This window comes from Streptomyces sp. NPDC029296, assembly GCF_055569255.1.
In genome coordinates this window covers 202,946-228,804 of sequence record NZ_JBVHXT010000007.1, presented here as the reverse complement: position 1 = coordinate 228,804, position 25,859 = coordinate 202,946, and the positions used below count along the sequence as shown (strand labels likewise).

Here is a 25,859-nt window from a genome sequence, read left to right as displayed (position 1 = left end):
CGGATCAACGTGCTGTTCGCGATGCTCCGCGACGGCACCTTCTACGAACCCCGAACCCCACGCCTCGCTTGACGAAAGACATAGAGGCACCCCCCCCCGGGCGGCCTCCGGGGTGTGCGCCACGGAGGACACGTCCCAGCGTGCTCCGCGCGCCGGTTCCGCCCCGACGGCGCCCCACACCGCATCCTCGCTCGCCCGGGGCGGCACTCCGCCACGTCCGGACCCGGACAGCGGGAAGCGGACCGGGCGCGGCGGCGGGTCGTGCCGGTCGTGCTCCTCGACGAACGGCGCGAGCGCGCGGGAGGCGGCACGGTGATGTCGGCGGGCGGCACGTCGTAGTCGCTGGTGCCGGCCCGGGGGTACGGCCAGCGCCGCGTGACAGATCCGCCGTACGCCGTAGCGGCCCATGCGCCCGAGCCGGTGCCCACGACCGTGCCCGGGAGGACCGGCCGCCCCGAAGTGCCGTGCCGGTTACACCGCTTGCGTGGCTCGTCGTGGACCCGGGCGTCCGGCAGGCCGCCGGTCACCCCGCCCCGCGCACGGAGGCGGCCCGGCGCGACGAGGCGGGCACCGAGGACTTGTACGGCTCGGTCGGCCCTTCCGGGGCTGTGCACGCGGTCCCGAGAAGCACCATTGATCCGCTGTGCGGGAGGCGGACGCACGGTCCCGGCCCGGCACCGCCGCCGCCCGCCGGGCACCCCGCCATCGCCTCCCGCGTCGGCGCGACGGCCGTCAACGCCCGGCAGCGCGGCGACAGTTACCCCGCCTCGGTTGCGTGCCCCCGGCGCGGCCGGGCCGGTTTACCGCACGACACCTCGACGGCCGCATCGACGGGTACATCCTCCTCGGCCGGCGTATCGGAAGTCTCGGGAGCATCCGATTGCGGAGCGCACAGTTGCCGGCGGGGTTCTCAGTGGGTGGTGAAGCCGCCGTCCACCGGCAGGGCGACGCCGATGACGAAGGCGGCGGCCGGGCTGCACAGCCACAGGACGGCGCCGGCGATCTCGTCGGCGGTGCCGAGGCGGCCGATGGGCTGCTGCTTCATGATCTCAGCCATGGCCTCCGCCTGGCCTTCGAGCCTGTCGGCGCCCATGGGGGTTTCGATGACGCCGGGACACACGGCGTTGACGCGGATGCCCCGCGGGGCGTATTCGACCGCGGCGCTTCGAGTCAGGCCGATCACACCGCGCTTGGAGGCGTGGTACGCGGCGCGTCCGGGCAGACCGACCAGGCCGCCGAGGGAGGAGCAGTTGACGATCGCACCGGAGCCCTGGACGCGCATCTGCCGCAGTTCGTGCTTCTGGCACGTCCAGATGCCGCGCAGGTTGACCGTGTCGACGCGGTCGAAGTCCGTGTCGATTCCGGCTGCGACCTCATCGGCCTGTGCGAGCGCGTGACCGCGCTCGGCGGCCACCTCCACGCCGAATCCGCCGGCGCAGGCTGCCGACTGTCGGCGCCTGGCCTCCCGCACCCCGCCACCCCGTCGGCCACCGCGCGTGATCCTGCGCGCCGTGCACCTCGTGGCCACCCGCCCGGCGGTGCACCGTCAAGGCCACACCCCCGGGAGAGCACGCTGTCAGGCGGGGATGCGGGACAGGGTCGCCTCCAGGCCGAAGGTGAAGCGTTCCTCGAAGTCCTGCCGGAGGTGGGGCAGGACCCGCCGCAGCGCCGGGTGCGCTTCGGGGTCGACGGCACGGGCGAGCCTGTCGTCGCCCTCCTCCGGGGCGGCCTGCTCCTCCTGCGTCAGGCCGAGGACGAAGGAGACGACCGTCCATGCCGTCCAGGCCGCCCGCTGCTCGTCGGCACCGGCTCGCAGGAGCGCGTCGACGAGGTGTTCGGCGAAGCGCAGCGTGTGCGGTTCGGCCGGGTAGGTGCCGGTGACCAGGGCGGCGCCGTCGCGGTGGGCGAGCAGGGTGCGCCGGTAGCGGGCGGCGAGTTCGCGGGCGCGTGCCAGGGGGGCATCGGGCAGGTCGTCGTAACGGATGCCGGCGAGGACGGCGTCGGCCATCAGTTCCAGCATCCGGGCCTTGGTCTTCACGTGCCACAGGACGGTGTTCATCCGCACGCCGAGGCGGTCGGCGACCGCCCGGGTGGACAGGCCGTCCAGTCCGCGCTCGTCCAACACGTGGAGGGCGGCGTCGATCACGGCGGTACGGGTGAGCTGGCCCGAGGCGTCTCCCCCGGCTTGATTCTTGGTCACCGACCAAGTTTACTGCGTCGTGACCCTTGGTCATCGACCAAGAGCGTGTCGGGAAAGAGGGAGATCATGAACCACCAGGTTGTCGTCGCAGGTGCCGGACCCGTGGGCCTGTGGCTCGCCGGCGAACTGCGCCGTGCCGGCGTCGCCGTCGCCGTGATCGAGCCCCGCACCGAACGCGACGCCCGCTCCCGCGCCCTGACCGTGCACCCCCGCACCCTGGAGATCTTCGCCTCCCGCGGGGTGCACCAGCCCTTCGTCGGCGAGGGCATGGCGCTGGCCGGCGGTCACTTCGGCGCCCTCGGCTCCCGGCTCGACTTCCGCCGCCTGCCCAGTCCCTTCCCCTACACCCTCGCCCTGCCCCAGGAGCGCACCGAGGCACTGCTGGAGGGGCAGGCGCTCGACCTGGGCGCGGACATCCTGCGCGGGCACGAGGTCACCGGCTTCACCGAGCACCCCGACCACATCGCCGTCCGGGTCGCCGGACCGCACGGGCCCTCCACCCTCCGGGCGGCCTACCTGGTCGGCTGCGACGGCGTCCGCAGCACCGTGCGCGCCGCGGCCGGCATCGGCTACCCCGGCACCCCCTCCACCGTGCTCGGCTGGCTCGGCGACGTGGTCCTGGACCGACCGCCCGCCCCCGGCTACAGCTGCTTCGGTCCCGCCGGCACGCTCATGGCCGTCCCCCTGCCCGGCGGCATCCACCGCCTGGTCGGCGTCACCCCCCGCGACCTGACCACCACCCGGCCCGGCGACCTCACCCTGGAGGAATTGCGCGAGAACGTCATCACCATGACCGGCACCGACTTCGGTATGCGCGACCCTGTCTGGCTTTCCCGCTACGGCAACGCCACCCGCCTGGCCGACCAGTACCGCAAGGGCCGCGTCTTCCTCGCCGGCGACGCCGCCCACCGGCACTTCCCCGCCGGCGGTGCCGGCATGAACGTCGGCATCCAGGACGCCGCCAACCTCGCCTGGAAGCTGGCCGCGACCCTCGACGGCCGGGCCCCCGACGGCCTGCTGGACACCTACCACGCCGAACGCCACCCCGTCGGCGCCGACCTCACCGCCACCAGTCGCGCCCAGGTCGCCCTGATGACCGCCTTCACCCCCGAGGGCCGGGACCTGCGCGGCCTGCTCGCCCGGCTGATCACCACCCTGCCCGACCTCAACGATCGCCTGGCCGCCCAGGTCGGCTGTCTCGCCGTCACCTATCCGCCCGCCACCCCCGGTGCCCACCCGCTGACCGGCACCCGCGCGCCCGACCTCGACCTCGGCGACACCGGCCTGTTCGCACTGCTGCGCGTCGACCGCCACCTCCTGCTGGACCTCACCGGCAGCGACCGCCTCGCCGGGTACGCCCGCCCCGGACTGCACGTCCACAACGCCACCCCGTACCAGCCCCCGGCCGAGTTCACCGATGTCCGCGCCGTCCTCGTCCGCCCCGACGGCCACATCGCCTGGGCCGGCGCCGGGCACGACGACACCACCCTGACCGACAGCCTCACCGCGGTCCTCGCCACCACGCATCGGCAGCGAGCCACCCGGTGACTCGCGCCGCTGAGCCGCGATGCCGGCACCCGGGGAGGCGACGGCACGTACAGGGGAGAACACGACTGACGGAACCCGGCCACGAGCGGCTTCACAGCCGGGCGTGAACGCGGAAAGCGCGTGAGAAAGCGCCCCGCCGACAACCGGCGGGGCGCTGTGCGGGGTGGGGGGTCAGTCCGTGCCGGATTCCATGGCGGCGCGGTCCAGGGCCTCGTCCTCCTCGGAGACCTCGCCCCGGGAGGCGATCGCCTCGGCGCCGCCCTGGGGCATCGCGCCGATCAGGCCGGTGGAAGCGGCCTGGGCCGCGCCGATCAGTGCGGGATGCTCGGTGCCGACCATGCCGAGGCCCGCGTACTGCTCCAGCCGGGCACGGGAGTCGGCGATGTCCAGGTTGCGCATGGTGAGCTGGCCGATCCGGTCGGACGGGCCGAACGCGGAGTCCTCGGTCCGCTCCATGGAGAGCTTGTCCGGGTGGTAGCTGAACGCCGGGCCCGTGGTGTCGAGGATCGAGTAGTCCTCGCCCCGCCGCAGTCGGAGAGTGACCTCACCGGTGACCGCGGCGCCGACCCAGCGCTGCAGCGACTCCCGGATCATCAGTGCCTGCGGATCCAGCCAGCGGCCCTCGTACATGAGGCGGCCGAGCTTGCGGCCCTCGCTGTGGTACTGGGCGAGGGTGTCCTCGTTGTGGATCGCGTTGACCAGGCGCTCGTACGCCGCGTGCAGCAGCGCCATGCCGGGGGCCTCGTAGATGCCGCGGCTCTTGGCCTCGATGATCCGGTTCTCGATCTGGTCCGACATGCCAAGCCCGTGCCGGCCGCCGATGGCGTTGGCCTCCATGACCAGTTCGACGGGGGAGGCGAACTCCTTGCCGTTGATCGTCACCGGGCGCCCCTGGTCGAATCCGACCGTCACGTCTTCGGCGGCGATCTCCACCGACGGGTCCCAGAACCGTACGCCCATGATGGGCTCGACCGTCTCGATGCCGGTGTCCAGGTGTTCCAGGGTTTTGGCCTCGTGGGTGGCGCCCCAGATGTTGGCGTCGGTCGAGTAGGCCTTCTCCGTGCTGTCGCGGTACGGCAGCCCGTGTGCGAGCAGCCACTCGGACATCTCCTTGCGGCCGCCCAGCTCGGTCACGAAGTCGGAGTCCAGCCAGGGCTTGTAGATGCGCAGGTGCGGGTTGGCGAGCAGACCGTAGCGGTAGAACCGCTCGATGTCGTTGCCCTTGAACGTGGAGCCGTCGCCCCAGATCTGTACGTCGTCCTCCAGCATCGCCCGGACCAGCAGGGTGCCGGTCACGGCACGGCCGAGGGGGGTGGTGTTGAAGTAGGCGCGGCCGCCCGAGCGGATGTGGAAGGCGCCGCAGGCGAGCGCGGCCAGCCCCTCCTCCACCAGGGCCGCCCGGCAGTCGACCAGGCGCGCGATCTCGGCACCGTAGTTCGTCGCACGACCGGGCACCGAGGCGATGTCGGGCTCGTCGTACTGGCCGATGTCTGCGGTGTAGGTGCACGGGACGGCGCCCTTGTCGCGCATCCACGCGACGGCGACCGACGTGTCGAGGCCGCCGGAGAAAGCGATGCCGACACGCTCGCCGACCGGAAGGGAGGTGAGAACCTTGGACATAGAAAGAGTATGCCTTATTTCGCATAGCCATGCACAGAGGGGGTCGGGGGCTTCGAGATCTTTCCCATGACCAGGGCCGAGCCGGGGCCACCTCGGACATCGACCGGGCCCGGACCCGCCTATCGGCGACGCCACCCGGAAGGAACGCGCATTGTGCGCGTTCCGTACGCGTTCCGCACGCCGAATGCGAGATCGACGGGGTAAAGTGCCGGTTCAGGAGGTCTTCATGTCCGAGTTGTTCGACGCGGTCGACGCACTGCTGGCGTCCCGCGCTCCGCTGCCGCCGCCGGCCGAGCGCAAGCGGCTGCGCAGGGCCCACGGGCTGACGGTCGAAGAGGTGGCCGCCGCGCTGAAGGTCCGCCGGGCCACGGTGAGTGCCTGGGAGGCGGGCAAGACCGAGCCCCGGCCGCCGGAGCGCGACGCGTACGCGCGTCTCCTCGACGGGCTCGCGAAGCTCTACCCCGCCCCGGACGAGGGCAAGGACACGGAGATCGCGGAGACGTCCGCCGGCCCGGTGCGCTCGGCGCCGCAGGCGGAAGCGCCGGCTGAGGGCCCACGGAGCCCTGATGCCACGGCGACCGCCGTCGAGGGCACTCCGTCTCGTCGTTCCGCTGTTCCGTCCCAGGTGGTCGCGTCCGGCCCGGCACGCACCGCCGGGAGTGCGGCGCCCTCGCGCCGTCCGGGCGCGCGGCAGGCCGCCCCGGCCGACGCCCCGGCGGGTGGCCGGGACGAGCGTTTCGAGAACGGGCCGCTCGCGGTCGTGGACGTCGACGCCGACGGGCAGGTGCTGGCGTACTGCACCGGTGGCCTGGTCCTGGAGGTGCCCGCCAAGAGCATCCCGGCGCTGGTGGAGTGGACGCTCGCCGAGGGCAGACTGGGGCAGCCGAGGCTGGTCGGCGCGGGCAGGGACGCCGACCCGCTGCTCGTCCTCACGGAAACCGCGCTCAAGCGCTACGGCCTCCCCCTCGCCCTCACCGACGAGGAGCGGCTGGCCGGGCGGATCCCTGAGGGTCACAAGGCCGTCAAGCAACTGGCGCGCGCGGGGTGGAAGCTGACCAAGCGCGGCTTCGGGCCGTGGGCGCGGATCTACCGCCCCGCGCAGGGCTCGGACCGCCAGTGCGTGCAGCTGTGCATCCCGTCCTGGCACGCACTCGACTCCCGCCACTGGGGCGAGGCCGCGCGGCTCCCACCGGCGGAACTCGCCCGGGTCCTGGGCGTGTACGCGTCCCGGGTGATGACGCCGCGCGGCTCCACGGCCGTGACCGGTCTGGAGCTGATGACCGCGCTGCACCCGCCGACCCGCGCCTCCGAACCCGACGCGACGGGCAAGCGGCACTCCGCGCACAACCCCGGCTCGCTGGGCAGGGACCCGGTGGACTGCGCCCCGTGCGAGGCCCCCGACGGCCACCCCCTCCTGGCGGACCTCCCCCGCTTCCACGTCCGCGGCCCCGGCGAGAAACTGTTCGAGGAGGCGTACGACTGGGCACGGCCGATGACCGATGCCGAGTGCACCGTGCGCTACCTGGTCGGCATCGACGTGAACATGGCCTTCGCCGCCGGCGCCAACGGCCTGGTCGTCGGCCTCGGCGCGCCGACCCACGTCAAGGCGCCGGTGTTCGACCCGAAGCTGCCGGGCTCGTGGCTGGTCGACCTGTCCCACGTGGACCTGTCGCGGGTGAAGGCCGGCAAGGAGTGGGTGGAGCTGGACGGCGGGCTGCTGCCCAGCCCGTTCACCCCGAAGGGCGAGCGCCCCGAGGGCCCGGCCTGGTACGCGACACCGACCGTGGCGTACGCGGTGGAGCTGGGCTACGAGGTGCGGCCGATCGAGGCCTACGTCCGCCACGACAACGGCCGCTACCTGGACGGCTGGTACAAACGCCTCCGTGACGCCTACCTCGCCACGATGGCCGACCTCGGCGTGCACGCGGACATGGAGCCGGCCGACTTCCTGGCGGCGATGGACGGCTACAAGGACCGGGATCCCGAGCTGGCGAGCGTCGCCGCGGCGATCAAGGCGACGGTCAAGGGCGGTATCGGCAAGCTGCGGGAGCGCCCGCGGGGCGAGGGCTGGCGGCCGGGCCGGCCGTGGCGGGCCCTGGAGCGGCCCACCTGGCGGCCGGACATCCGCGCGGCCGTCATCTCCCGCACCCGCGTCAACCTGCACCGCAAGATCGTCAAGCACGCGGTGTTCACCGGCCGGTACCCGGTCGCGATCCTGTCCGACTGCGTCGTGTACGCGGCAGGCGGGCCCTCGCCGCTGGACTTCCTGCCGTACCGGGACGGCACCGCGCTGCCCGGCGGCTTCAGACTCGGCGTCAACCCGGGGCTGGTCAAGCACGAGGGCACCCAGACCGTCCTGTGGGGCGAGGAGGTCCGCGAGCGGTTCGGCGCACCGGAACTCAACCTCGCCCGCTACATCAAGGACGGCACCGTCACCGACACCGACAACGGGGAATAGGAGAGGGCGATGAGCCTGATCGGGGACGGCCTGGACAAGGCGCTGCAGAAGGCGTTCACACGCCCCGCGCCCAAGAGCGCGCCCGCGCAGATGCGTTACCTCGTCAAGAAGCACGGCAACAGGACGGGGCCGGTGGCCGAGTTGCTCGGCATCAGCCAGCGCACCGTGGAACGGTATGTCAAGGACCAGATCAAGAACCCCCGCCCCCGGCTCGCGCGCCGCCTGGAGCACGAGGTGCGCAAGCGGTGGCAGCCGGTGATCAGGGCCAAGGCGCGCAGGGAAGCGATGACCACGGGCGGCATCGTCATCGACGCCCGCGCCCGGATCGGTTACACGGCACCCATCGGAACCACGGACGACGCACGGCTGCGCCACCTCACCGTGGCGCTGCCGCCGCAGCACGCCGCCCGTCTCTTCGAAGCGCGGGAGGCCGGCGCCGGCGACCGGCGGCTCGAGGAGCTCACGGCCGAGGCGCTGAAGGATGTGTACTTCCAGGACAACGGCCGCCGCGCCGGCCAGCTGGAAGAGGTCCGTTTCACAGACATCGAGCACCTGGAATTCGAGTTGTAGCTGCCGCGCCGGGCCGTCCCGCCGGGGTGCGGGGGAGGCTCACGGCACACGCCATATGACCCGTGATCGGCGAGGGTCACCGCTCCGTGCCCCTCCCATGACCGTACTGTCCGATCGTACGGCGTCCTGCCCGCCGGAAGCCGAACACGAAGCGCTGGTCGCCGATGAAGGCGACTGGCCCGCGCTGGACGCAGGAGTGCGTGAAGTGGCCTGGCACCGCCCGCAGTTCCTGCTGGAGCAGGGACAGCCCTCCGCGCTGCCGGCAGACCTGGCTCAGCTCGACGATCCCGGCTCGCACTCGCCGCGCCGACTGGGCCGGCCCCATACGCGAGCGCGCCCGGCAATTGCCGCGCGACGTTCTGGACGCGGACTCCGCCCCGGTCTCACGCCACTCGTCCTCCGCGTCGGCCGCCGTGACCGAGGTGCCTGGGCGTCGATGTGCTCGGCTACCTCCTCCGCCAGGCATCCCGCGGGCAGCTCGGTGCTCTCTTCACCGATCCCGGCCGCACCGCCCGGCGGTCCGCCCCCCGCTGGCCGCCGGGGGTCGACTGCTGCGTCCCGCCGGGCGCCACAGTCAACCGGGCTGCCGGAGCCGCACTTTGTCAGGGAACAGCCCTCAGGGTGACACTCTCGAAGTCGGCGACGGGCCGGTAACCGAGGCGCCGGTACAGGGCGTTGCTGGTCGGGTTGTCGAGGTCGGTGAAGAGGAGGACGTTGTCCGCACCGCCGGCGAGGGCGGACCGTGTCACCGCGCTGGTGACCGCGCTCGCGTAGCCGCGTCCTCGGAGGTGTGCCGGGGTGTACACCGGGGCGATGCGGATCTGGTGTGCGACACGGCGAGAGGAGCCGGCCATGGCGACGGGCTCGCCTTCGGGGTTCTCCCAAAGGGCGACGCCACCGTAGGCGAGGCGGGTGTCCGCCCAGGCCCCGAAGTCGCGGTCACCGGCCTCACCGATGGTCGCGGCGTACTCCCGGGCCCAGCGGGCGAGGAGTTCCCGGTCGGACCATTCGGCGAGCCGAGCCCTGCCGGGCGGCGCCGGGTCGGGCGGAGTCGGCGTGTCCAGGCTGTAGAGGCGCTCGCGGCGACGCCGGGTGACGACGGCTCCGGTGCGCTGTTCCCAGACGCTCGTGAACGCCTCCACACTTGCCCGTTCGCCCGACATGCCGCGCGGGTCCACCTCGTCATGCTCGAAGCGAGCGGCCAGGGCCGAGACTTCGGAAGGCGACATCGGCGTGACGATCAACCCTTGCTGAGGCGTATTGATGAACACCGCCCCGATCTGCCCTGCGCGGTCCAGGGTGCCGAAGAGCGGCGCATCCGGCCCGGACGTCGGCAGCTCTTGTCCACGCATCGCGTGAGTGGCCGTCAGCAGAACGGTGTGCGGCACAGGCCGCGAGCGGAGGAACGCTTCGGCGCGGTGAAGGAAGGCGTGGAGATCGGTACTGATGTGCCAGGCGCTGGTAGTTGCCATGTCTCATGTTCCCAAGAGGGTGACGGCATCCCTGTACCGGGGCCGCACCGGCCAACCGAGCGCTCGTACCGGCCTACTCTGCGGCCGCGTGAGAGGCTGGAGCTTACCCTCACCTCTCTGTGAATCCACCGCCGCACCGTGCCGTCGTCCAGTGCGAGGGTCCCGCGCCGCTCGCTGAGCATGTCCCGGAGCACCCGGGCGGGCCGCCACCGCCGCCAGGTCATCCGCGGCCTCCCCTGCCGAGAAGTCCCGGAACACGGCCGTACTCGTCACCGTGGACGGACCGTCAAGGCGCCCGTCAGCGGGCGGGCAGCCCCCGCCTCGGCGTCGGTGCCGGGGGCTTCCCTTCGAGCTCGTGGAATCCGGGGATGCCGGTCACCAGCAGCGTCCCGCCCCGGAGCCGCCCCCGCGTCCTCTTCCCCAGGGATGAGTTCACCTGATTCGCCAGGCCCTGGCACTTGTGGCTAGGTCGCGCCGGGCAGTCCCAGGGCGGCCAGGAGGGCTGAGGAAAGTTCTTCCGCGAACAGAGCCGACCCGGTGAGTGCCCGACGGACGGCTTGCTCGTCGGGCGTCAGTCCCGCGGCGGCCGACCAGGCGAGTGCGCCGGCCACGGCGGGTTCGATGGGGAAGTGCTCCAGAGGTATCTCGTAGCTCTTCGCCATCTCGCGGTTGAGCAGGCCCTCCCAGCTGTTGCCGTCCGGCGTTCGGGCCTCGATGAAGCCCGCATCGCTGTCGTGGAAGGACACCATGATGGCTGGTGTCCCCGTGCGCTGGACGAGGTGCGCAAGGCTGCGCCGCCCGGTGCCGGCGAAGTCCGTTACCTGCCAGCCCTCCGCCAAGACCTTCGTGTCGTCGACGTGTGTGAACCCGGCTGCCCGCATGAGCTGGTGCAGCTCCCCCGTGGAAGTGGACCGGGTCGTCAATAATCCGCCTGAGTTTCCCATGGCCCGCAAGCTAGCCGATGCCTCCGACAAACCAACTCCTGCCCCTGAGACGTCGGCACGGGAAGCCTGGACGGCGGACCCTGGTGCGCCTTGCGGCCGTGCTCCTGGGCCGCGGACAGCTGCCGCATCGCGAAGCCGTCGAGGATGACGTGGGGGCGGAGGGCGAGGTGGCCGGGGCCTGGGCGATGTGGGTCTTGCCGACGCCGACCGGTGCGAAAAGGACGGCCGACTCGCCGGCATGGAGCCGGCGCAGGGCGTCCAGGTCCCGGACCTGGGCGACGGACGGTTTCGATGAGACCGTGGAGTCCAACTCCTCCGAGGTCACTTGCTGAGCCAACTTCGCTCTTCGCAGACGCGGTTGGAAGGCGACGGTCTCGCGGCGGGTAGCCTCGTCCCGCCGGCAACACCTCCTGGGCACGCCTCGGCCGCCCCCGTTTCGCGCACCGCCGGCCTACGCCGAACACGGCCGGGAGCGCTGTGGCATCGGCTCTGACACCCGCGCCCGCCTGGCCGGGAGCGCACCGGACGCGAAGCGGCCGCTTCCCCTCACCGCCCGGGCCGCGCGTGCCCATCTCGACGTCTGCTTCTCCCATCCCTTCGACGACGGCGACGCCCGCTGCGCCTTCCTCACCCTCGTCCTCGCTCTCGCCCGCGAAGGCGTCACACTCGACGGTGAGCCTGCTGCGCCGCGTCATCTTCGGTCGATGGAGTGGGTGAGGGTCATCGCGTCCCGCGGCTCGACCGCCTGATCGCTTTCACATGTACAGCGCCCGGTGCGCGGTGTAGGCGAAACCGTCGTCACCGCTGAGAATCCCGATGATCTTCTCGCAGTGACCGCGGTATTCCCGTTCCTCCTCCGCGCTGAGCGTGACAGGCGTCGCCGGTCCCGGTGGGGTCGCCTGGCGCATGGCTGCCAGCAGCCGGGGCGGAGACGTCAGGCGCAGGACTTGCAGGACTCGGCCGTAGCGGTCGACCAGGTCGATGCCGTCACCGATCTCCCGCAGAACGTCGTCGAGTACGTCGAGCGGGCCGGGCCAGCCGTCGATCTGTGCTTGGCGCAGCATCATGTAGCAGACTTCGAGGTGTCCGACCCGTTGGCCGGGGTCCACGGCGTACAGGGTCGTCAGCCGCTGTCCGCCGACGGTCTCCAGCACATAGCCCTCCGGCTCGCTCGCCCCGGTCTCCAGCGGGTGTGCGTGGAAACTCCTGGGCAGCATCTGCTGTAACTCCCCCCAGCTCTTGTGGGCGACTTCGATGATGCGCGCCTGAGAGTCCGTCAGCACCGTTCGGTACCGCAGCCGGAGGGAGGACAGGAGGGGTTGCTCCAGCAGGAGAAAGCCCGCGGCGAGAACCGGGTCGTCTGGTATCAAGATGTGCACAACGCCTCCATCGGTGTCGACTGGGCCATCGCGGCCGCTTGATCGCTATGGCGCCTGGGAAAGGAAGGTCAGCAGCCGGAAGCCCCCCGATTCGGCTGCCACGACGTGTACGCGCAGGAGGCCCCGCTCCCCGTGCCGCAGCAGGCCGGTACGACCGTTCAGGTCGGCGTCGGCCCTCGGAATGTCTTGCAGGCGGGGGTCGTCGGTCAGGTCCGCGTACAGACGGCGGACGGCGGCATCGTCGCGATGGCGTAAGGACAGCAGACGGCACTCCTCCAAGAGGTAGGGGGCCCAGTCCTTCTCCCAGTCGCCGAGTACGGTGTCCCGTGCCCGGTCGCAGAGCAGCGCCCAGCGCCAGAAGCTCCGGGGAACGCCCTCGTTGCCGAACATCGAGGCGTAGACCGCGTTGTGCGCCACCGGTTCCCCGCTCGGCGCCAGGACGCACATCATCTCGCGCTGGCCGTCGACGGTGCGCCGCCAGTGCGGCAAGGGTCTGCCGACCGTTGGGGGCGGCTCGGAGCCGAACAGGTCGAGATGGGCGACACGCCTGTCGTGCGGAGTGAACCCGAGGGCGTCCGCGATGCGGGAGAACAACTCGGGGGACGGACGCAGTCGGCCGCTCTCCACCTTCTGGTAGACGCCGGCACCGCACTTCAGAGCCTCGTCGAGGTCCGGCTGCCGCAGGTACGTCGACCGGTCCGCGCCGGGACGGGGGGCCAACCCCACATCCGGTCTGGTCCGCCTCCCGCGGTAGAGCCTCAGCAGCCGCTGGTACTCGCGGGATGTCTCACGCCCCACAGCACTCCCTGATCACGCGCTATCGCGTTCGCGCACGCCCGTGCGAACAACGTTCGGCATCCAACCATGCGCTCGGTCGGTTTCGACAGTCGTTTCTACCCGGTTACCCCGCTGAAAGTTCATCGACCGGCAGGAATCGGACGGACTTCGCGGCGGGTATCCATACCTTCAGGGCCGCTGATACAGAGAGACCAGAGCAAGAATTAACCCAAGGTAGCAAAACCTTTGAGGATGTTACGCGCGGTAATTTTCAGGACCTCTTGCCGACTGTGAAAACGGGGAGTTGGTCGGTTTCCGTCCCGGCAGCTATGGCCGCCATCGGCAACCAGTCCATTAATAACAATGCGATAACTGTACGGTTCCGGCCGCTCACACCGCCGAGCGCTTCAGTCCCGCGAGGCCGTCCTGTCCAGGTACTCGGCCGCCCACCGTGTGCATCGCAGCAGCTCACGGCCCCGTTCGACTCTCGTGTCCAGCGCGGCCAGGGTTCTTTCGGTGGCGATACCCGAGGCCAAGTGCATATTCAGATCGGCGACCTTACGAGGCAGTGTCCGGTAGTCCAGCCGGCACATCAGATTGACTCCGGTGTACGCGGCGACCCACACCCAGGAGGCCTCGTCCGGCTTCACCCCGGGCTTGAGTTCCTCACGACGCCTGGCCTCCTCCAGCATCCGGGTGACACGGGGTATGTACCGAGACCAGAGATAGCCGAACGTCTCCTCGTGGTCCTGATCGGTGGCGAGCCGAGCCGCGGCCTGCACCACCGGGACCTGGGGAGTGAGCCAGGCCAGGACGATCGACGCGTCGACGACCGCCTGCAACGACCCCGCCCGCGGCGGGGTGACGTCCATGGCGAAGCCCTCGGTGACGACCGCGACAGCGATCTCCTGCTTTGTCCGGAAGTGGTAGTAGAGGCCGCCCTTCTTCAGGCCGGTCCTGTCCAGGATGTCCTGGAGCGAAGTCTGTGAGTAGCCCTTCTGCGCGAACAGGATCGCCGCCACGTCAAGGATCTCCGCACGCGTCGCTATGCCACGGGCTTGGGCAGGCTGCCGCACTGTCACGTCCGTCCTCTCTGGGCGGGGCTCAGCGACCAGGATCATGGAGTAACCACCTCCTGTACATGCCTCGCTGGAGAAATGTGCACAGGGGTCATGGGCGCGGCGAACGTACCCGCACCATTACTGCGCCCATCATCGCGGCCGTTGATTTCCCTCATTCTGCGCGGAAGGGCCGTGACCACCCAACCAGTCTTCCGGTCGGTTTTGGGAGGCACGGCAGCGATCGGGGCCCGTGGTCGCATGCGTATCGGGGCGCTGGTGCGATGCTCCGGTCCTGCCCGGCTCAGGGGACCAGGCCGAGCGTTCCGCAGCCGCCGACCGACTGGTCCACGCGTACGCCTGCTTGGTGCTGCTCGTTTCAACGGCAGCTTCCGGACCGCGCGTTCACGGAGGCGGCGCGTCGGATCTACGAGATGATCCCGTCTCCCGGGGGCGTCCTCGCCATGCAGGGCAGGACGATCGACCAGAACGCCTCCAGCAGTTGGGGCTCCGCCCACTCCGGGTGACGGGCGGACAGCTCAAGGAATCCTGCGGTGGCGGCCACTACGGTGGCGGTGGCGACCTCGGGGCGGACGTCCTGGGCCAGTTCGCCTTCCCGGTGGGCCTGGGCGATCAATTCGCGGACTCGGGTGTGCCACCACTCCCCCAGCCGCGCCGCGCTCTCGCGCGAGGGGTCACGGCCGAGCTGGAACCCGGCGCGGACGACGGGGTCGGAGGCGGCGGCCGGCACCAGACGGCACATGGTGGTCGCCAGCAGGCGCAGGGGGCTCCGGCCCGTGGCGCGGCAGTGGTCGGCCAGTGCGGCGACCCGTGCGACGGCGGCTTCCTCGACCTCCTTGGCCAACTCGTCCTTGCTGGTGAAGTGGAAGTACAGGGCGCCCGCGCTGACACCGGCCCGTCTGCTGATGACCGGCAGCGAGGCCCCGGCGTACCCGTGGTCGGCGAATGCCTCGGCAGCCGCCCTGACGACCGCCTCACGCGTCTGTGCCGCCCGCGGATGCTTGACCATCTCCCCCTCCTGTGGAGTCCGCATGTGCACGTCCGGCCGGCGGATTCCCCGGCATGGTGCGAACCGCTCGTCTTCCGGCCATGGGCCACCGTGCCGGGACCAGGGCACTCTCGCAGCTCACCGCCGGCCCCACCGCCACACCGTCCCCGCGGACGGATGGTGCGCCGCGCGGTGAGCGTCGGGCAGCGCCGCCCGCGCACGGCATCCGGCTGCCGTGGTGAACCCTCCCCGCAGTGTGCGGTGTCCGCTCATTCCCCGTGTGTCCCGAGCGGCGGTACGGAACGGGCCGGAGTCCCCGATCCGTGACGGCACAGGCTCGGCGTTCGACCGGCACGGTATGCGGTCAGCCGAGCGGCCGCAGCACCACCGGCAGGGCCTGGTGGCCGTTCACCAGGAAGGTGGGCATGGGCTCCAGTCCCTCCGGAGCGCAGGCCAGGCGCATGTCCGGGAACCTCGCGAAGAGGGACGCGGGTGCGGTGCCGGCCTCCCCATGAGCGGCCTCGTCGGCGAGGTGCCGGCCCGTCGGGTCCGGGGCGTGAGGGCAGGCGGTCCTGTTCATGGGTGCGCTCCATGGGTCGGTTCTGCATCAGCTGTGCTCGCGACGTGCCCACGGGGCGGTTCGTGGCCACCGTCGCCGGCCATGCACGAGGCAGCCCGGTGAGCCGACGGTCAGCCGACGGCTTGCACCGCCCCCTCGCCGGCGTCCGCGGTCCGGTTCAGTTCGGTCATCTCCTGGTGGACGCGTTGTCCTCGGTCCGGAGCCATGTCCAGTTGGACGAGCACCGTCGGGACCGCCATGCTCGCCATCAGGTGCCGCTGCATCTGGGCCACCCGATCGACCAGGTCGCCGTGGTTGGCCAGCACTTTGGACAGCATCTGCACGCCGGTGAACGCGCCGACGAACATCCGGGCGGCCGTGTTGATGTCGACGTGGGGCATCAGTTCCCCGTTGCGCTCGGCCGCCGCCAGTGTGCCGGCGTTGTGGTCGACCCACGCCATCATCGGGGCGCTGCGGTCGAGCCCGTCCGCGGGGGAGCCCGGCTCCACGGTGAGGCGTACGCCGGCCCGGACCAGGGGGTCACCCTGCTGGAGCAGATAGGCGAGGAGGAACGCCTCGTCCAGGCACCGCTGGAGCATCAGCGCACGCGGGGGGACCGGAGGCATCCCGGTGATCCGGTTGGCCAGCACCGCCTGCGCCAGTTCCTCCTTGGAAGCGAAGTGGAAGTACAGTGCCCCCTTGGTGACCTTGGCCCGTAACAGTATCTGGGAGACCGTCGCCGCCTCGTAGCCGACCTCGGCGAAGACCTCGGCCGCGGCGAGCACGATGGACTGCCTCGTCCTGATCGCCCGTGCCTGTGCCACCGAAACACCTCCGCCGCCCTGCCGACTTGCCGCGACAGAACATAAAACCAACCTTTCGGTATGTCAACTATCAGGCGATAGCGGGGTGGTTCAACAGCCCAGGGGGCGAGCTCCCCTGGACATGCACACACAGTTGACACTGTCAAGCAAAATAACTGTTCCCGTTGGTACGGATAAAAGCTGTTTAAGTCTGTGAAAAACCTTACGAGCCTTGCCGGGCAAGCAAGATGGTCTTGTGAAGAAAACCGGAAGGTCAGTATCTTCGTCGACGTGACACATCCCCACAAATCGTTCGGACCGCGACCTGGAGAGGGCCATGACCCGGCTACGAGTTCTGGAGACATCCCTGCCGTCCTCCGCGGCCGACGCCGGTGACCACACGCCGCACGGCGTGGTCCCGGACGAGCTGGCACACGCGCTCTTCGACCGCGACGACCGGGCACGGGTGCACGGTACCTGGCAACGGCTCATCGCCGGCAAGGAGTTCCGTCACCGCCCCGAACTCACGGAGGAGGAACTCGTCGCCCTCTCCTACGAGCGGCTGCACTTGGTGAACGCCGCCGTCGACGGCGACGCCTCCCTCCTGGCCCAGGACCCGGCCCTGTTGGCGAGCCTGCACGAATGGACGGCGATCGTCGACGGCGGCGGCAGCCTGTGCACCGTGGCGAGCATCCATTACAACCTCTTCCTCGGCAGCCTCCTCGACCACGACGGGGCGGCCGGCCGGGACCTGTCCGACTTCACCTCGCTGCGGCGCACGGGCACCTTCCTGTGCACCGAGCTCGAGCACGGCAACGACGCCTCGGCACTGGAGACCACCGCCGCCTACGACCCGGACACCGGCGGGTTCGTCCTTCGCACCCCGCACCCGGGCGCGCGGAAGTTCATGCCCAACACCAGTGCCACGGGCGGCCCGAAGACCGCCGTGGTCGGCGCGCGACTGCTGATAGAAGGTCAGGACCAGGGGGTGTTCCTGTTCCTGACCCCGTTGAGCGACGAGCACGGGTCTCTGCCGGGGATACGGGTGCGCCGACTGCCGATGCGCAGGGGCGCACCGGTGGACCACTGCCTGACCTCCTTCGACGACGTGCGGCTGCCCAGAGAGGCACTGCTGGAGGCGGAGCACGGCAGGATATCCGCCGACGGAACCCTGCACAGCACCCTGGGCAACCGCCGCAAGCGGTTCCTGCGGGCCATCGGCCGGGTGACCATGGGAAAGCTGTGCATGAGCGGCGCCGCCGTCGGCGCCTCCCGGGCCGCGCTGGCCATCGCCGTCCGCTACGGCGAGCACCGCCTGGTGAGCGGACCACGCGCCGGGGAACGCATCCCCGTCAACGCCCACCGCAGTCACCACGGCAGGCTCCTGCAGTCGATCGCCACGGCGTACGCCATGACGTTCCTGCACCGTTCGATGGTCTCCCGCTTCGTGCACCGGACCGACGAGGACCGGGACGAAGTGGAGCGGCTGATCGCCGTCGCCAAGGGCTGGATCACCTGGCAGGCCCGCGACATCACCGCCGAATGCCGGGAACGCTGCGGCGCCCAGGGGCTGTTCTCGGTCAACGCGCTGTCCGACTTCTCCCCCTACGTCGAGGGCACCATCACGGCCGAGGGCGACAACCTCGTCATCTGGCTGAAGGCCGCCGCCGAGATGGTCTTCGGGTACGACAGCACCCCGGCGAACCCCGGGTCGCCCGCGGAGGGCTCGCTGACCGATCCGCTCTGGGTGAGGGACCTGTTGGCCCGCGCGGAGACCATCTGGCAGAAACGCGCCCGCGCCGGACTGCGGCAGGGGCCCGCCAAGGACCCCGTCGGCCGTTGGAACGCCGCTTCCACCGCGGCCCTGGAACTGGTCTCGGTCCACGCCCGTGTGCGGGCCGCCGACGCCTTCCTCGCCGCGGCGGAAACGGCCGCACCCTCGGCCCGGAAGCTGCTGGAACGAGTATGCCTGCTGTTCCTGCTGCGGGAGGTCGGCCCGTACACCGGCGACCTGCTGGCCGCCGGCCACATGTCCGGCGCGCAGGTCCGCCGGCTTCCGGAGGTGCTGGAGGCGGTGGTGGCCTCGCTCGCCCCTCACATGAGGACGCTGGTCGACGCCTTCGATCTGCCCGCCGGGTTCCTGGACGGGATCCCCATCGCCAACAGCGACCGCGTCCCGTTCGCCGACCACACCGGCGGCCCGGATGCCTGAAACGGAGGGCGCCGTGCCTACGGCGGCGGCATGAACCCTGCCGGACCGGAGCGGCCTTCGGCATGGGCCGTCGTGGCCTTCACGGCGAGGGCGGGCGGCGGCGGAACGCGGGCCGGCCGTGCCTCGCCGGCTCGAGCGGCACGAGCGGCACGAGGCGGTCGCACGTCATGCAGCGTTCGTTCCTTTCCTCAGGAGTTGGCGGGGGACTCGGCGGGCCTGATGGCACCGCGCCGCCAGACAGCGGTCACGTTTCCCAGGGCCGACACGTCCCGCGTCGGGTCGCCGTGCACGAGGAGCAGGTCCGCGCGCAGCCATCGCCCGTGCCCTGCCTCCCGGAGGCGTCGACGTCCGGTACCGGCGGTTGGCGGCCGGCGACCCCGGTGCCCTGGTGTTCTCCGGCGGCAGCCCGCTCGCCGTCGTGGTGGTGGACCTCGCTCCGGACGGCGAGCGCATCGCCGGCGTCTTCTCGGTCACCAACCCCGACAAGCTCGCCGGCATCCGCTCCCCCCGACCGTGACGTACCACGCCCCCGGGTGCCGCCGCGCTGGAAGGGACCTCTCGGCGGGAGGCGGCGGCCCGTGCGGCCCCGGCCCGCCGCGGGAACGGCCGGCGGCACGGTCCGGCCCGGACGGCTGCGGCCTGCGCGGCGTCGGCTTCGGCTTCGGCTTCGGCGCGGTCCTTCCGAGGTCTTCGGCCGTGCCTGTAGCGGTCATGTGGTGCTCCGCGCGCCTCGTCAGTCGCAGCCAGGGCCCTCGTATCCCTGCCTGATTGCACCACTGCGACCGTTTCGCGCCCTACCCCGCCCCTGCGGCGGACCGCACGCTCGACAGCATGGGGGACACCGACGCCGACGACAGCGTCATTCCGTTGGCCGCACCCGGGCCCGACGGATCCCGGCAGCCGCCCGCCGGCACGCCGCAACCATGGGAGGCAGCGGACCGTGCCCAGGCCGTCCGGGACGGCGCCTGCGGTCCCGAGCCGCCCGTCTGCCCCCACTGCGGCCTCACCGGCGACCGGCGCCCTACCTACACCGGGCAGCACGTCCTGCTGGAGCCCCGCCTTTCCCTGCCCGCGCACCTCGTTCCCGGCGGGCACCGCTGGCACCTCGACACCAACGGCACCGCCTGGAACGGCGGCCTGGACGAGCCCCTGCCCGGAGCGACCTGCTACGTCCCGCACCAACTGGCCTGCCCGGGCCTGACCCTCGACGGGATACAACCGTGGCGGTGGCTGGCCACGGTCCGGGAGTACAACACGCTGCCGGCCCGGCAGAAGGCGTACGAGGACGGCTTCCCCGGAGAGCTGCCGGACGCCGGCTGATCGAAGGGCCCGGTAGCGCACGGGCTCCGTCCGAAACGTAGGGCCGTGTCCGTACGACGGGATTTCCGGGTGATCATTCCGCTGCGGGGTCGGGCGGGGACGCGAGACCAGGGCGGTGAACCGTTCCTCCTGCCGGGCACGGGCCCGCTTGGCCCGCCAGTGCCGCGGTCCGGCCGTGGCGAACCCGTCCACCATGGCCGGCAGGGCCCGTCCAACGCACGCTCCTCACCGCGGCGGGGGACGCCCCCGCCGCGACGGCCGGACCTCGCGCGCGATCACCCGGCCCGCTGTGCCGAAGTGCGACATCCGGCTGCGCGCAGGGGGGCCACGTCGACCGTCGGGCCGTCGAGCGCATCCATGAGCGGGGCCCGTCCCTCGTCGGTCCGTAGGCCGGCGCACACCGCGCGGACCTCCGTCCCCGCCTCCCGTGGTTTCCGGGCGGCGGGCGGCCGGCGCCCTGGCAGTTCACCCCCGTCCGGCTCTTGACCGGGGCCGGTACACAGCTATGGTCTAGACCTAGCAGGTCAGGTCCGGACCAGCATCGGCGCCCGCGCCCCCGACCCGTGGCGGCGGTCCCGATGCGCACCGAAGGGAGTGGCAGGGCACGCGCAGGAGAAGACGAGTGGCCGTCGCCGTCGGCGCGCCGGTCGCCTCCCTGTTCACCGTCGGCCTGCCGCCGGCGTCGGCCGACAGGTGAACCCCGGCGGCGTCACCGGCCGGTGGGACGTCCCCGGGGGCCTGGGGGCCTGCGCGGCCTGATCCCGGCCACGTCGGCGCACGCTCCCGGGGGGGGCGGGCGCCCACCCGCGCCCGGGGGCGTGCGGCGCGCGGGCCGGTTCCGCGCGGCCCGGACGCGCGCGGACATGGAGCACCCGGCGTCCCGCTGTCGGCGGCGGGGCATCGTCAGCAGGGGGGCAGGTCCGTGGAGACGGCACAGCCGGTGGAGTCCTGGGCGGAGTTCGGGCGGCGGCTGCGGGCCCGGCGCAGACAGGCGGGACTGACCCAGTCGCAGCTCGGGCTGAAGGTGGGGTACCACCACAGTCTCATCAGCAGGCTCGAAGCGGGGCTGCGCGAACCGCCGGCCGGGCTCGCGGGCCGGCTCGACTCCGTCCTGGGAACCGGCGGCGAGCTGGCGGCGGTCGTGGCCGCTCCGTGCGGGGCGCCCTACCGCCCCGACCGCCCGCCGGCGGACCCCCGGCTGTTCGCCCCGGTGCCGGGCGGCGGGGAGGCCCCCGTCGGCCGGGACGCGCTGGACCCCGTGCTGTGGCCGTCGGAGCTGCCCGCCGAGGGGCTGGCGTGCCCGCTGCACGGCACGGTGGGCTGTGCGGTGCCCGACCGGGCGGGGACACCGCGCCTGCTGGACGCGCTGACCGCGCGGCAGGGCGGATTCGACAGCCTCGACGGCCTCACGGGCAGTGAACCGGAGCTGCTGCACGCGCTCACCGCGGTCCTGGCCTGTCTGATCCGCGGCGCGCTGCACCGGGGCGCGTCGGACGGCGTGACCACGGTGGAGCGGCTGTTACGGGCACTGGTGCGGTGGGCCGAGGCGGTGAACTCCACCGGCCGGCTGCCGTACGGGCAGCTCCGGCTGGCCGCCCAGTACGCCCAGGTCGCCGGGCGGCTGCGGATGCGGCGCGGGCAGAGCAGCATCGGCATGGCCTGGTTCGGCCGCGGCCTGGGCTGGGCCGACGCGGTGGACGACGTCCCGGCCCGGGCGACGCTGCTCAGTGACGTGTGCGCCCTGGTCCGGCTCGACCTGGACGCCGGGTCGACCCTCGCGTACGCCGAGGCGATCGGCGCGGTGGACCCCGGGCGGCGATGGGTGGTCACCCTCTCCCACCTGTACCGGGCACGCGGGCACGCGCTCGGCCACGACGTCGCCGAGTGCCGGCGGCACATCGCCCTGGCGCGGCGTGAATTCTCCCGCCTCGGCCACCGGGACCGCCTGGAGGCGCCCTGGCTGTCCGGCGCCGAGGGCGAGATGAGGGTGGAGTCGGCGATCGGCGGGGCGCTGCGCGACCTCGCCGCCGCGACCGGCGACCGGGTGACGGCGCGGCGTGCCGTCGACGCCACCGCGCGGTCGCGTGCCCAACTGCCGCCGCCGATGCGGGAGACCGGGTTGCTGCTCACCCTGCGCCTGGCCGACAGCTGGGCGTGCGCGGGCGACCCGGGCGCGGCGGTCGCCCTGGCGGCCCCGGTGCTCGGCGAGGCGGCGTCCTCGCGCGAGTTGATGATCAACGCCGAGTTGCGCGGACTGCACGGCAGGCTCTTCGCCCGCTGGGGTGACGTGCCCGAGGTCAGGGAGTACCGCGAGCGACTGCCGGCCGCGGGGATCTGAGCGCGTCCTGCCGCCCGGACCCTGTGCCGGTTTTTGACAGGACGGGACGGCGGGCCTCGATCCATTGACCCGGGCGCCGGGCGGTGTGAGGGTTCGGCCAGCCCGGCGGCGTGGCACGCCACTTCGGCGCGGGGCGGGCGGAGACACCGACGTACCGCGGAAACCGGCGAACCTCTTGACATGCGCATGTCTCTCAGGGGGCCGGGTGAGCCTCACGACCTCTCACAAGGAGCAACCATGCTGAGAAAGCTGGCGGTGGCCGGGACATCCCTGGCCCTGACGCTGGGAGGGGTGGTGATGCCGGCCGCCTTCGCCTCGGCCGCGCCCCACGCCGCGCCCCCGGCGCACAAGCCGGAACCGGCCCCCGTCGCCAAAGCCGTCGCGGCCGCCGACCAGGCGGCACGCAGCGGCCTCGACGCCCTGGCCAAGGGCCCCGAGGAGCAGTACGACCGGCGGCAGGTCACCCCCTGGGTCAAGGGCCTGTACTCCGTCGCCTACGAGCGCACCTACCGGGGCCTGCCCGTGGTCGGCGGCGACGTGGTCGTCCTCGCCGACGGCGCCGGCAAGGTCCGCACGGTCCAGTCCGCCACCAAGGCCAGGATCGCGCTCTCCACCAAGGCCCGGGTCACCGCCGCCCAAGCCGTCCGCACCAGCCGGACCAGGCTCGCGAAGACCGAGAAGGTCGAGTCCCGGCGGCTGGTGGTGCGGGCCCGGGGCGACCGCGCCACCCTCGCCTGGGAGACCGTGCTGACCGGGCGCACCAAGGCGGACGTCCCCAGCCGGCTGCACGTCTTCGTCGACGCGCGCACCGGAAAGGTCGTCGACACCTACGACGACGTCCGGGCGGGCAGCGGCACCAGCAAGTGGAACGGCCCGAACCCGCTGACCATCGACACCTCCCGGTCGGGCACCAACTACGTGCTGCGCGACACCACCCGGCCCGGACTCCAGTGTTCGGACTACAGCGGCGGCCTGTTCACCAAGACGAGCGACACCTGGGGTACCGGCAACCCCACGAGCAAGGAAACCGGCTGCGTGGACGCGATGTTCGCCGCGCAGAAGGAATCCGACATGCTCAAGAACTGGCTCGGCCGCAACGGGCACGACGGCAACGGCGGAAGCTGGCCGGTGCGCGTCGGCCTCAACGAGCTGAACGCGTACTGGGACGGCTCCACCATCACCATCGGCCACAACAGCGCGAACGAGTGGATCGCCGGGATCGACGTCGTGGGCCACGAGTTCGGCCACGGCCTGGACTCCTTCACCCCCGGCGGCGCCAACCACGAGAGCGGGCTGGGCGAGGCCACCGGCGACATCATGGGGGCCCTGACCGAGGCGTACGCCAACGAGCCGGCGCCGTACGACACTCCCGACTACACCGTCGGCGAGATGATCAACCTCCAGGGCCGCGGCCCGATCCGCAACATGTACAACCCCAGCCAGGTCGGCAACAACCCCAACTGCTACTCCGCGTCGATCCCGCAGACCGAGGAGCACGCGGCGGCCGGGCCGCTCAACCACTGGTTCTACCTGCTGGCCGAGGGCTCCAACCCCGGCGGCGGCAAGCCCTCCAGCCCCACCTGCAACAACTCCACCGTCACCGGCGTCGGCATCCAGAACGCGGGCAAGGTCTTCTACGGCGGCATGCTGCTCAAGACCAGCGGCATGACGTACAAGCGGTACCGCACCGCCACCCTCACCACCGCGAAGAACCTCGACGCCAGTTGCTCCCTGTTCAACTCCACCAAGGCCGCCTGGGACGCGATCAGCGTGACCGCGCAGACCGGCGACCCGACCTGCACCGGCCAGCAGACCGACTTCTCGCTGGCGCTCAGCCCCACCTCCGGCGACGTCGACGCGGGCTCCTCCGCGCGCGCCACCGTCAGCACCAGCACCGTCTCCGGCAGCGCCCAGCAGGTCTCGCTGACCGCCTCCGGCGCGCCGGCCGGGGTGAACGTCTCCTTCAGCCCGGCGACGGTCACCTCCGGCAGCAGCTCCACGATGACGGTCTCCACCTCGTCGGCCACGGCCGCCGGAACCTACCAGATCACGGTCACGGGCACCGCTGGCACGAAGAGCCACACCGCCCAGTACACGCTGAGGGTGGGCGGCGGTGACGGCGGCAACCCGTCCACCCCGCCGGACGTCGACGTGGCCAAGGTGCAGGCGCACCTGACCCAGCTGAACACCATCGCCTCGCAGAACGGCGGCAACCGCCGCTCCACCACGGCCGGGTACCGGGCCTCGCTCGCCTACGTCAAGGACCGGCTCCAGACGGCGGGCTACACGGTCACCGAGCAGAGCTGCACCTCCGGCTGCACCGCGGGAGCGGGCAACAACCTGATCGCCGAGTGGCCGAAGGGCGACGCGAACGCCGTCTACATGTTCGGCGCACACCTCGACGGCGTGTCCGCCGGGCCCGGCATCAACGACAACGGCTCCGGCTCCGCCGCGCTCCTGGAGACCGCGCTGACCCTGGCGCAGTCCAACCCCACCATGAAGAACCGGGTCCGCTTCGCCTGGTGGACCGACGAGGAGCAGGGCCTGAACGGCTCGGACTTCTACGCCCGTTCGCTCTCCACGACCGAACGCGCCCGGATCAAGGCGTACTACAACTTCGACATGGTCGCCTCGACCAACGCGGGTTACTTCGTCAACAACCTCAACTCGGCCGCCTCGGCGCCGATGAAGGCCTACTGGGACTCCCTGGGTCTGGCCCCGCAGGAGAACGTCGAGGGCCAGGGCCGCTCCGACGACTACTCCTTCCAGCAGGTGGGCATCCCCACCTCCGGCTACGCCACCGGCGCCTCGGCCGTGAAGTCCGCCGCCGAGGCCGCCAAGTGGGGCGGCACCGCGGGCCGCGCCTACGACTCGTGCTACCACTCCGCCTGCGACACCACCGGCAACATCAACGCCACCGCGCTGAACCGCAGCGCGGACGGGATCGCGTACACGATCTGGAAGACCGCCGTCGGTGACGCGCCCGCACCGGCCGACGACTTCTCGATCTCCGCCAACCCCGCCGCCGGCACGGTCTCGCCCGGCTCGTCCGCCACGGTGACCGTGTCCACCGCCACCACCAGCGGGAACGCCCAGAGCGTCCGGCTGTCGGCGTCCGGCGCCCCGGCGGGTGTGAGCGTGTCCTTCAGCCCGTCCTCGGTGACCTCCGGCCAGTCCTCGACCGCCACCGTGCAGGTCGCCGCGGGCACGGCCGGCGGCACGTACACCCTCACCATCACGGGAACGGGCACGGCCAGCCACACCACCACCTACACCCTCACCGTGCCCGGCGGTGGCGGCGACACCACCTGGCAGGTGGGCGCCACCTACGCGGCCGGTGACGTCGTGACCTACAACGGCGTCGGCTACCGGTGCCTCCAGGGCCACACCGCCTACCCCGGCTGGGAGCCGCCGAACGTCCCCGCCCTGTGGGAGCGCGTCTGACGGCCGCCGCACGGCGGAACACACACGCCTGACCGTACACACCGGCCCCGGGGGGGGGGGGGGGGGGGGGGGGGGGGGGGGGGGGTGGGGAGGGGGGGGGGGGGGGGGGGGGGGGGGGGGGGGGGGGGGGGGGGGGGGCGGGGGGGGG

19 protein-coding genes and 1 pseudogene are annotated in these 25,859 nt (G+C 71.9%); 8 read left to right on the top strand and 12 right to left on the bottom strand.

Going from position 1 to position 25,859, the window contains the following annotated elements; all coding sequences use genetic code 11:
• Positions 1 to 910: 910 nt before the first annotated feature.
• Positions 911 to 1,351: pseudogene (locus ACZ4W9_RS08850) on the bottom strand (SDR family oxidoreductase); the annotation flags it as partial.
• 225 nt (positions 1,352 to 1,576) lie between these two features.
• Positions 1,577 to 2,200 carry a TetR/AcrR family transcriptional regulator C-terminal domain-containing protein gene (locus ACZ4W9_RS08845; RefSeq protein WP_467934195.1) on the bottom strand — a complete coding sequence of 208 codons (624 nt, stop codon included), beginning with the start codon at positions 2,198 to 2,200 and terminating at the stop codon, positions 1,577 to 1,579.
• Between the two features lie 66 nt (positions 2,201 to 2,266).
• On the opposite strand from ACZ4W9_RS08845, the gene ACZ4W9_RS08840 reads away from it, so the two are divergent.
• Positions 2,267 to 3,748 (top strand): FAD-dependent monooxygenase, encoded by a 1,482-nt coding sequence (locus ACZ4W9_RS08840; protein ID WP_467934194.1) that lies wholly within the window; start codon positions 2,267 to 2,269, stop codon positions 3,746 to 3,748.
• Between the two features lie 171 nt (positions 3,749 to 3,919).
• Here the strand turns inward: ACZ4W9_RS08840 and argG are convergent, their stop codons facing one another.
• Positions 3,920 to 5,368 (bottom strand): argininosuccinate synthase, encoded by a 1,449-nt coding sequence (gene argG / locus ACZ4W9_RS08835; protein ID WP_467934192.1) that lies wholly within the window; start codon positions 5,366 to 5,368, stop codon positions 3,920 to 3,922.
• Between the two features lie 226 nt (positions 5,369 to 5,594).
• Here argG and tap point away from each other — a divergent pair, with 226 nt between their 5' ends.
• Positions 5,595 to 7,826 (top strand): telomere-associated protein Tap, encoded by a 2,232-nt coding sequence (tap, locus tag ACZ4W9_RS08830; protein WP_467934191.1) that lies wholly within the window; start codon positions 5,595 to 5,597, stop codon positions 7,824 to 7,826.
• Between the two features lie 9 nt (positions 7,827 to 7,835).
• On the top strand, positions 7,836 to 8,396 hold the full coding sequence (gene tpg, locus ACZ4W9_RS08825) for a telomere-protecting terminal protein Tpg (protein ID WP_467934190.1): 561 nt from the start codon (positions 7,836 to 7,838) through the stop codon (positions 8,394 to 8,396).
• 602 nt (positions 8,397 to 8,998) lie between these two features.
• On the opposite strand, the gene ACZ4W9_RS08820 is transcribed toward tpg, so the two are convergent.
• From ACZ4W9_RS08820 to ACZ4W9_RS08780, 9 genes are all read right to left on the bottom strand, one after another.
• Positions 8,999 to 9,625 carry a GNAT family N-acetyltransferase gene (locus ACZ4W9_RS08820; RefSeq protein ID WP_467934189.1) on the bottom strand — a complete coding sequence of 209 codons (627 nt, stop codon included), beginning with the start codon at positions 9,623 to 9,625 and terminating at the stop codon, positions 8,999 to 9,001.
• A gap of 707 nt (positions 9,626 to 10,332) precedes the next feature.
• Positions 10,333 to 10,791, bottom strand: a complete 459-nt coding sequence (locus ACZ4W9_RS08815) for a hypothetical protein (RefSeq protein ID WP_467934187.1) — start codon at positions 10,789 to 10,791, stop codon at positions 10,333 to 10,335.
• A gap of 31 nt (positions 10,792 to 10,822) precedes the next feature.
• Positions 10,823 to 11,230: an ATP-binding protein gene (locus ACZ4W9_RS08810; RefSeq protein WP_467934186.1), complete on the bottom strand. Its 408-nt coding sequence runs from the start codon at positions 11,228 to 11,230 to the stop codon at positions 10,823 to 10,825.
• A gap of 337 nt (positions 11,231 to 11,567) precedes the next feature.
• Positions 11,568 to 12,191, bottom strand: coding sequence for a hypothetical protein (locus tag ACZ4W9_RS08805; protein WP_467934185.1), 624 nt, complete (start codon positions 12,189 to 12,191; stop codon positions 11,568 to 11,570).
• Positions 12,192 to 12,236: 45 nt separating this feature from the next.
• On the bottom strand, positions 12,237 to 12,989 hold the full coding sequence (locus ACZ4W9_RS08800; RefSeq protein ID WP_467934183.1) for a helix-turn-helix domain-containing protein: 753 nt from the start codon (positions 12,987 to 12,989) through the stop codon (positions 12,237 to 12,239).
• A gap of 386 nt (positions 12,990 to 13,375) precedes the next feature.
• Positions 13,376 to 13,990, bottom strand: a complete 615-nt coding sequence (locus ACZ4W9_RS08795) for a TetR family transcriptional regulator (RefSeq protein ID WP_467934182.1) — start codon at positions 13,988 to 13,990, stop codon at positions 13,376 to 13,378.
• Between the two features lie 463 nt (positions 13,991 to 14,453).
• Positions 14,454 to 15,056: a ScbR family autoregulator-binding transcription factor gene (locus ACZ4W9_RS08790; RefSeq protein WP_467934181.1), complete on the bottom strand. Its 603-nt coding sequence runs from the start codon at positions 15,054 to 15,056 to the stop codon at positions 14,454 to 14,456.
• Positions 15,057 to 15,399: 343 nt separating this feature from the next.
• Positions 15,400 to 15,615 (bottom strand): hypothetical protein, encoded by a 216-nt coding sequence (locus ACZ4W9_RS08785; RefSeq protein ID WP_467934179.1) that lies wholly within the window; start codon positions 15,613 to 15,615, stop codon positions 15,400 to 15,402.
• Between the two features lie 110 nt (positions 15,616 to 15,725).
• Positions 15,726 to 16,418, bottom strand: coding sequence for a ScbR family autoregulator-binding transcription factor (locus ACZ4W9_RS08780; protein ID WP_467934178.1), 693 nt, complete (start codon positions 16,416 to 16,418; stop codon positions 15,726 to 15,728).
• A gap of 316 nt (positions 16,419 to 16,734) precedes the next feature.
• On the opposite strand from ACZ4W9_RS08780, the gene ACZ4W9_RS08775 reads away from it, so the two are divergent.
• The 5 genes from ACZ4W9_RS08775 to ACZ4W9_RS08755 all read left to right on the top strand — a co-directional run bounded on the left by ACZ4W9_RS08775 (position 16,735) and on the right by ACZ4W9_RS08755 (position 25,711).
• Positions 16,735 to 18,609, top strand: coding sequence for an acyl-CoA dehydrogenase family protein (locus ACZ4W9_RS08775; RefSeq protein ID WP_467934177.1), 1,875 nt, complete (start codon positions 16,735 to 16,737; stop codon positions 18,607 to 18,609).
• Positions 18,610 to 18,970: 361 nt separating this feature from the next.
• The gene (locus ACZ4W9_RS08770; RefSeq protein ID WP_467934175.1) at positions 18,971 to 19,126 is read left to right on the top strand and encodes a hypothetical protein; all 156 of its coding nucleotides are present in this window, start codon (positions 18,971 to 18,973) and stop codon (positions 19,124 to 19,126) included.
• Positions 19,127 to 19,440: 314 nt separating this feature from the next.
• On the top strand, positions 19,441 to 19,929 hold the full coding sequence (locus ACZ4W9_RS08765) for a DUF6083 domain-containing protein (RefSeq protein WP_467934174.1): 489 nt from the start codon (positions 19,441 to 19,443) through the stop codon (positions 19,927 to 19,929).
• Positions 19,930 to 20,851: 922 nt separating this feature from the next.
• Positions 20,852 to 22,267 carry a helix-turn-helix domain-containing protein gene (locus ACZ4W9_RS08760; RefSeq protein WP_467934173.1) on the top strand — a complete coding sequence of 472 codons (1,416 nt, stop codon included), beginning with the start codon at positions 20,852 to 20,854 and terminating at the stop codon, positions 22,265 to 22,267.
• Positions 22,268 to 22,504: 237 nt separating this feature from the next.
• Complete coding sequence (locus tag ACZ4W9_RS08755; protein WP_467934171.1) at positions 22,505 to 25,711, top strand: M20/M25/M40 family metallo-hydrolase; 3,207 nt, start codon at positions 22,505 to 22,507, stop codon at positions 25,709 to 25,711.
• Positions 25,712 to 25,859 lie beyond the last annotated feature (148 nt).

What these genes read in the sequence shown, in the direction of transcription:
- ACZ4W9_RS08765 (WP_467934174.1), top strand. Translation starts at nt 19,441, where the DNA reads ATGGGGGACACCGACGCCGACGACAGCGTCATTCCGTTGGCCGCACCC.
- ACZ4W9_RS08775 (WP_467934177.1), top strand. Translation starts at nt 16,735, where the DNA reads ATGACCCGGCTACGAGTTCTGGAGACATCCCTGCCGTCCTCCGCGGCC.
- argG (WP_467934192.1), bottom strand. Translation starts at nt 5,368, where the DNA reads ATGTCCAAGGTTCTCACCTCCCTTCCGGTCGGCGAGCGTGTCGGCATC.
- ACZ4W9_RS08790 (WP_467934181.1), bottom strand. Translation starts at nt 15,056, where the DNA reads ATGGTCAAGCATCCGCGGGCGGCACAGACGCGTGAGGCGGTCGTCAGG.
- ACZ4W9_RS08755 (WP_467934171.1), top strand. Translation starts at nt 22,505, where the DNA reads ATGCTGAGAAAGCTGGCGGTGGCCGGGACATCCCTGGCCCTGACGCTG.
- ACZ4W9_RS08820 (WP_467934189.1), bottom strand. Translation starts at nt 9,625, where the DNA reads ATGTCGCCTTCCGAAGTCTCGGCCCTGGCCGCTCGCTTCGAGCATGAC.
- tap (WP_467934191.1), top strand. Translation starts at nt 5,595, where the DNA reads ATGTCCGAGTTGTTCGACGCGGTCGACGCACTGCTGGCGTCCCGCGCT.
- tpg (WP_467934190.1), top strand. Translation starts at nt 7,836, where the DNA reads ATGAGCCTGATCGGGGACGGCCTGGACAAGGCGCTGCAGAAGGCGTTC.
- ACZ4W9_RS08785 (WP_467934179.1), bottom strand. Translation starts at nt 15,615, where the DNA reads ATGAACAGGACCGCCTGCCCTCACGCCCCGGACCCGACGGGCCGGCAC.
- ACZ4W9_RS08840 (WP_467934194.1), top strand. Translation starts at nt 2,267, where the DNA reads ATGAACCACCAGGTTGTCGTCGCAGGTGCCGGACCCGTGGGCCTGTGG.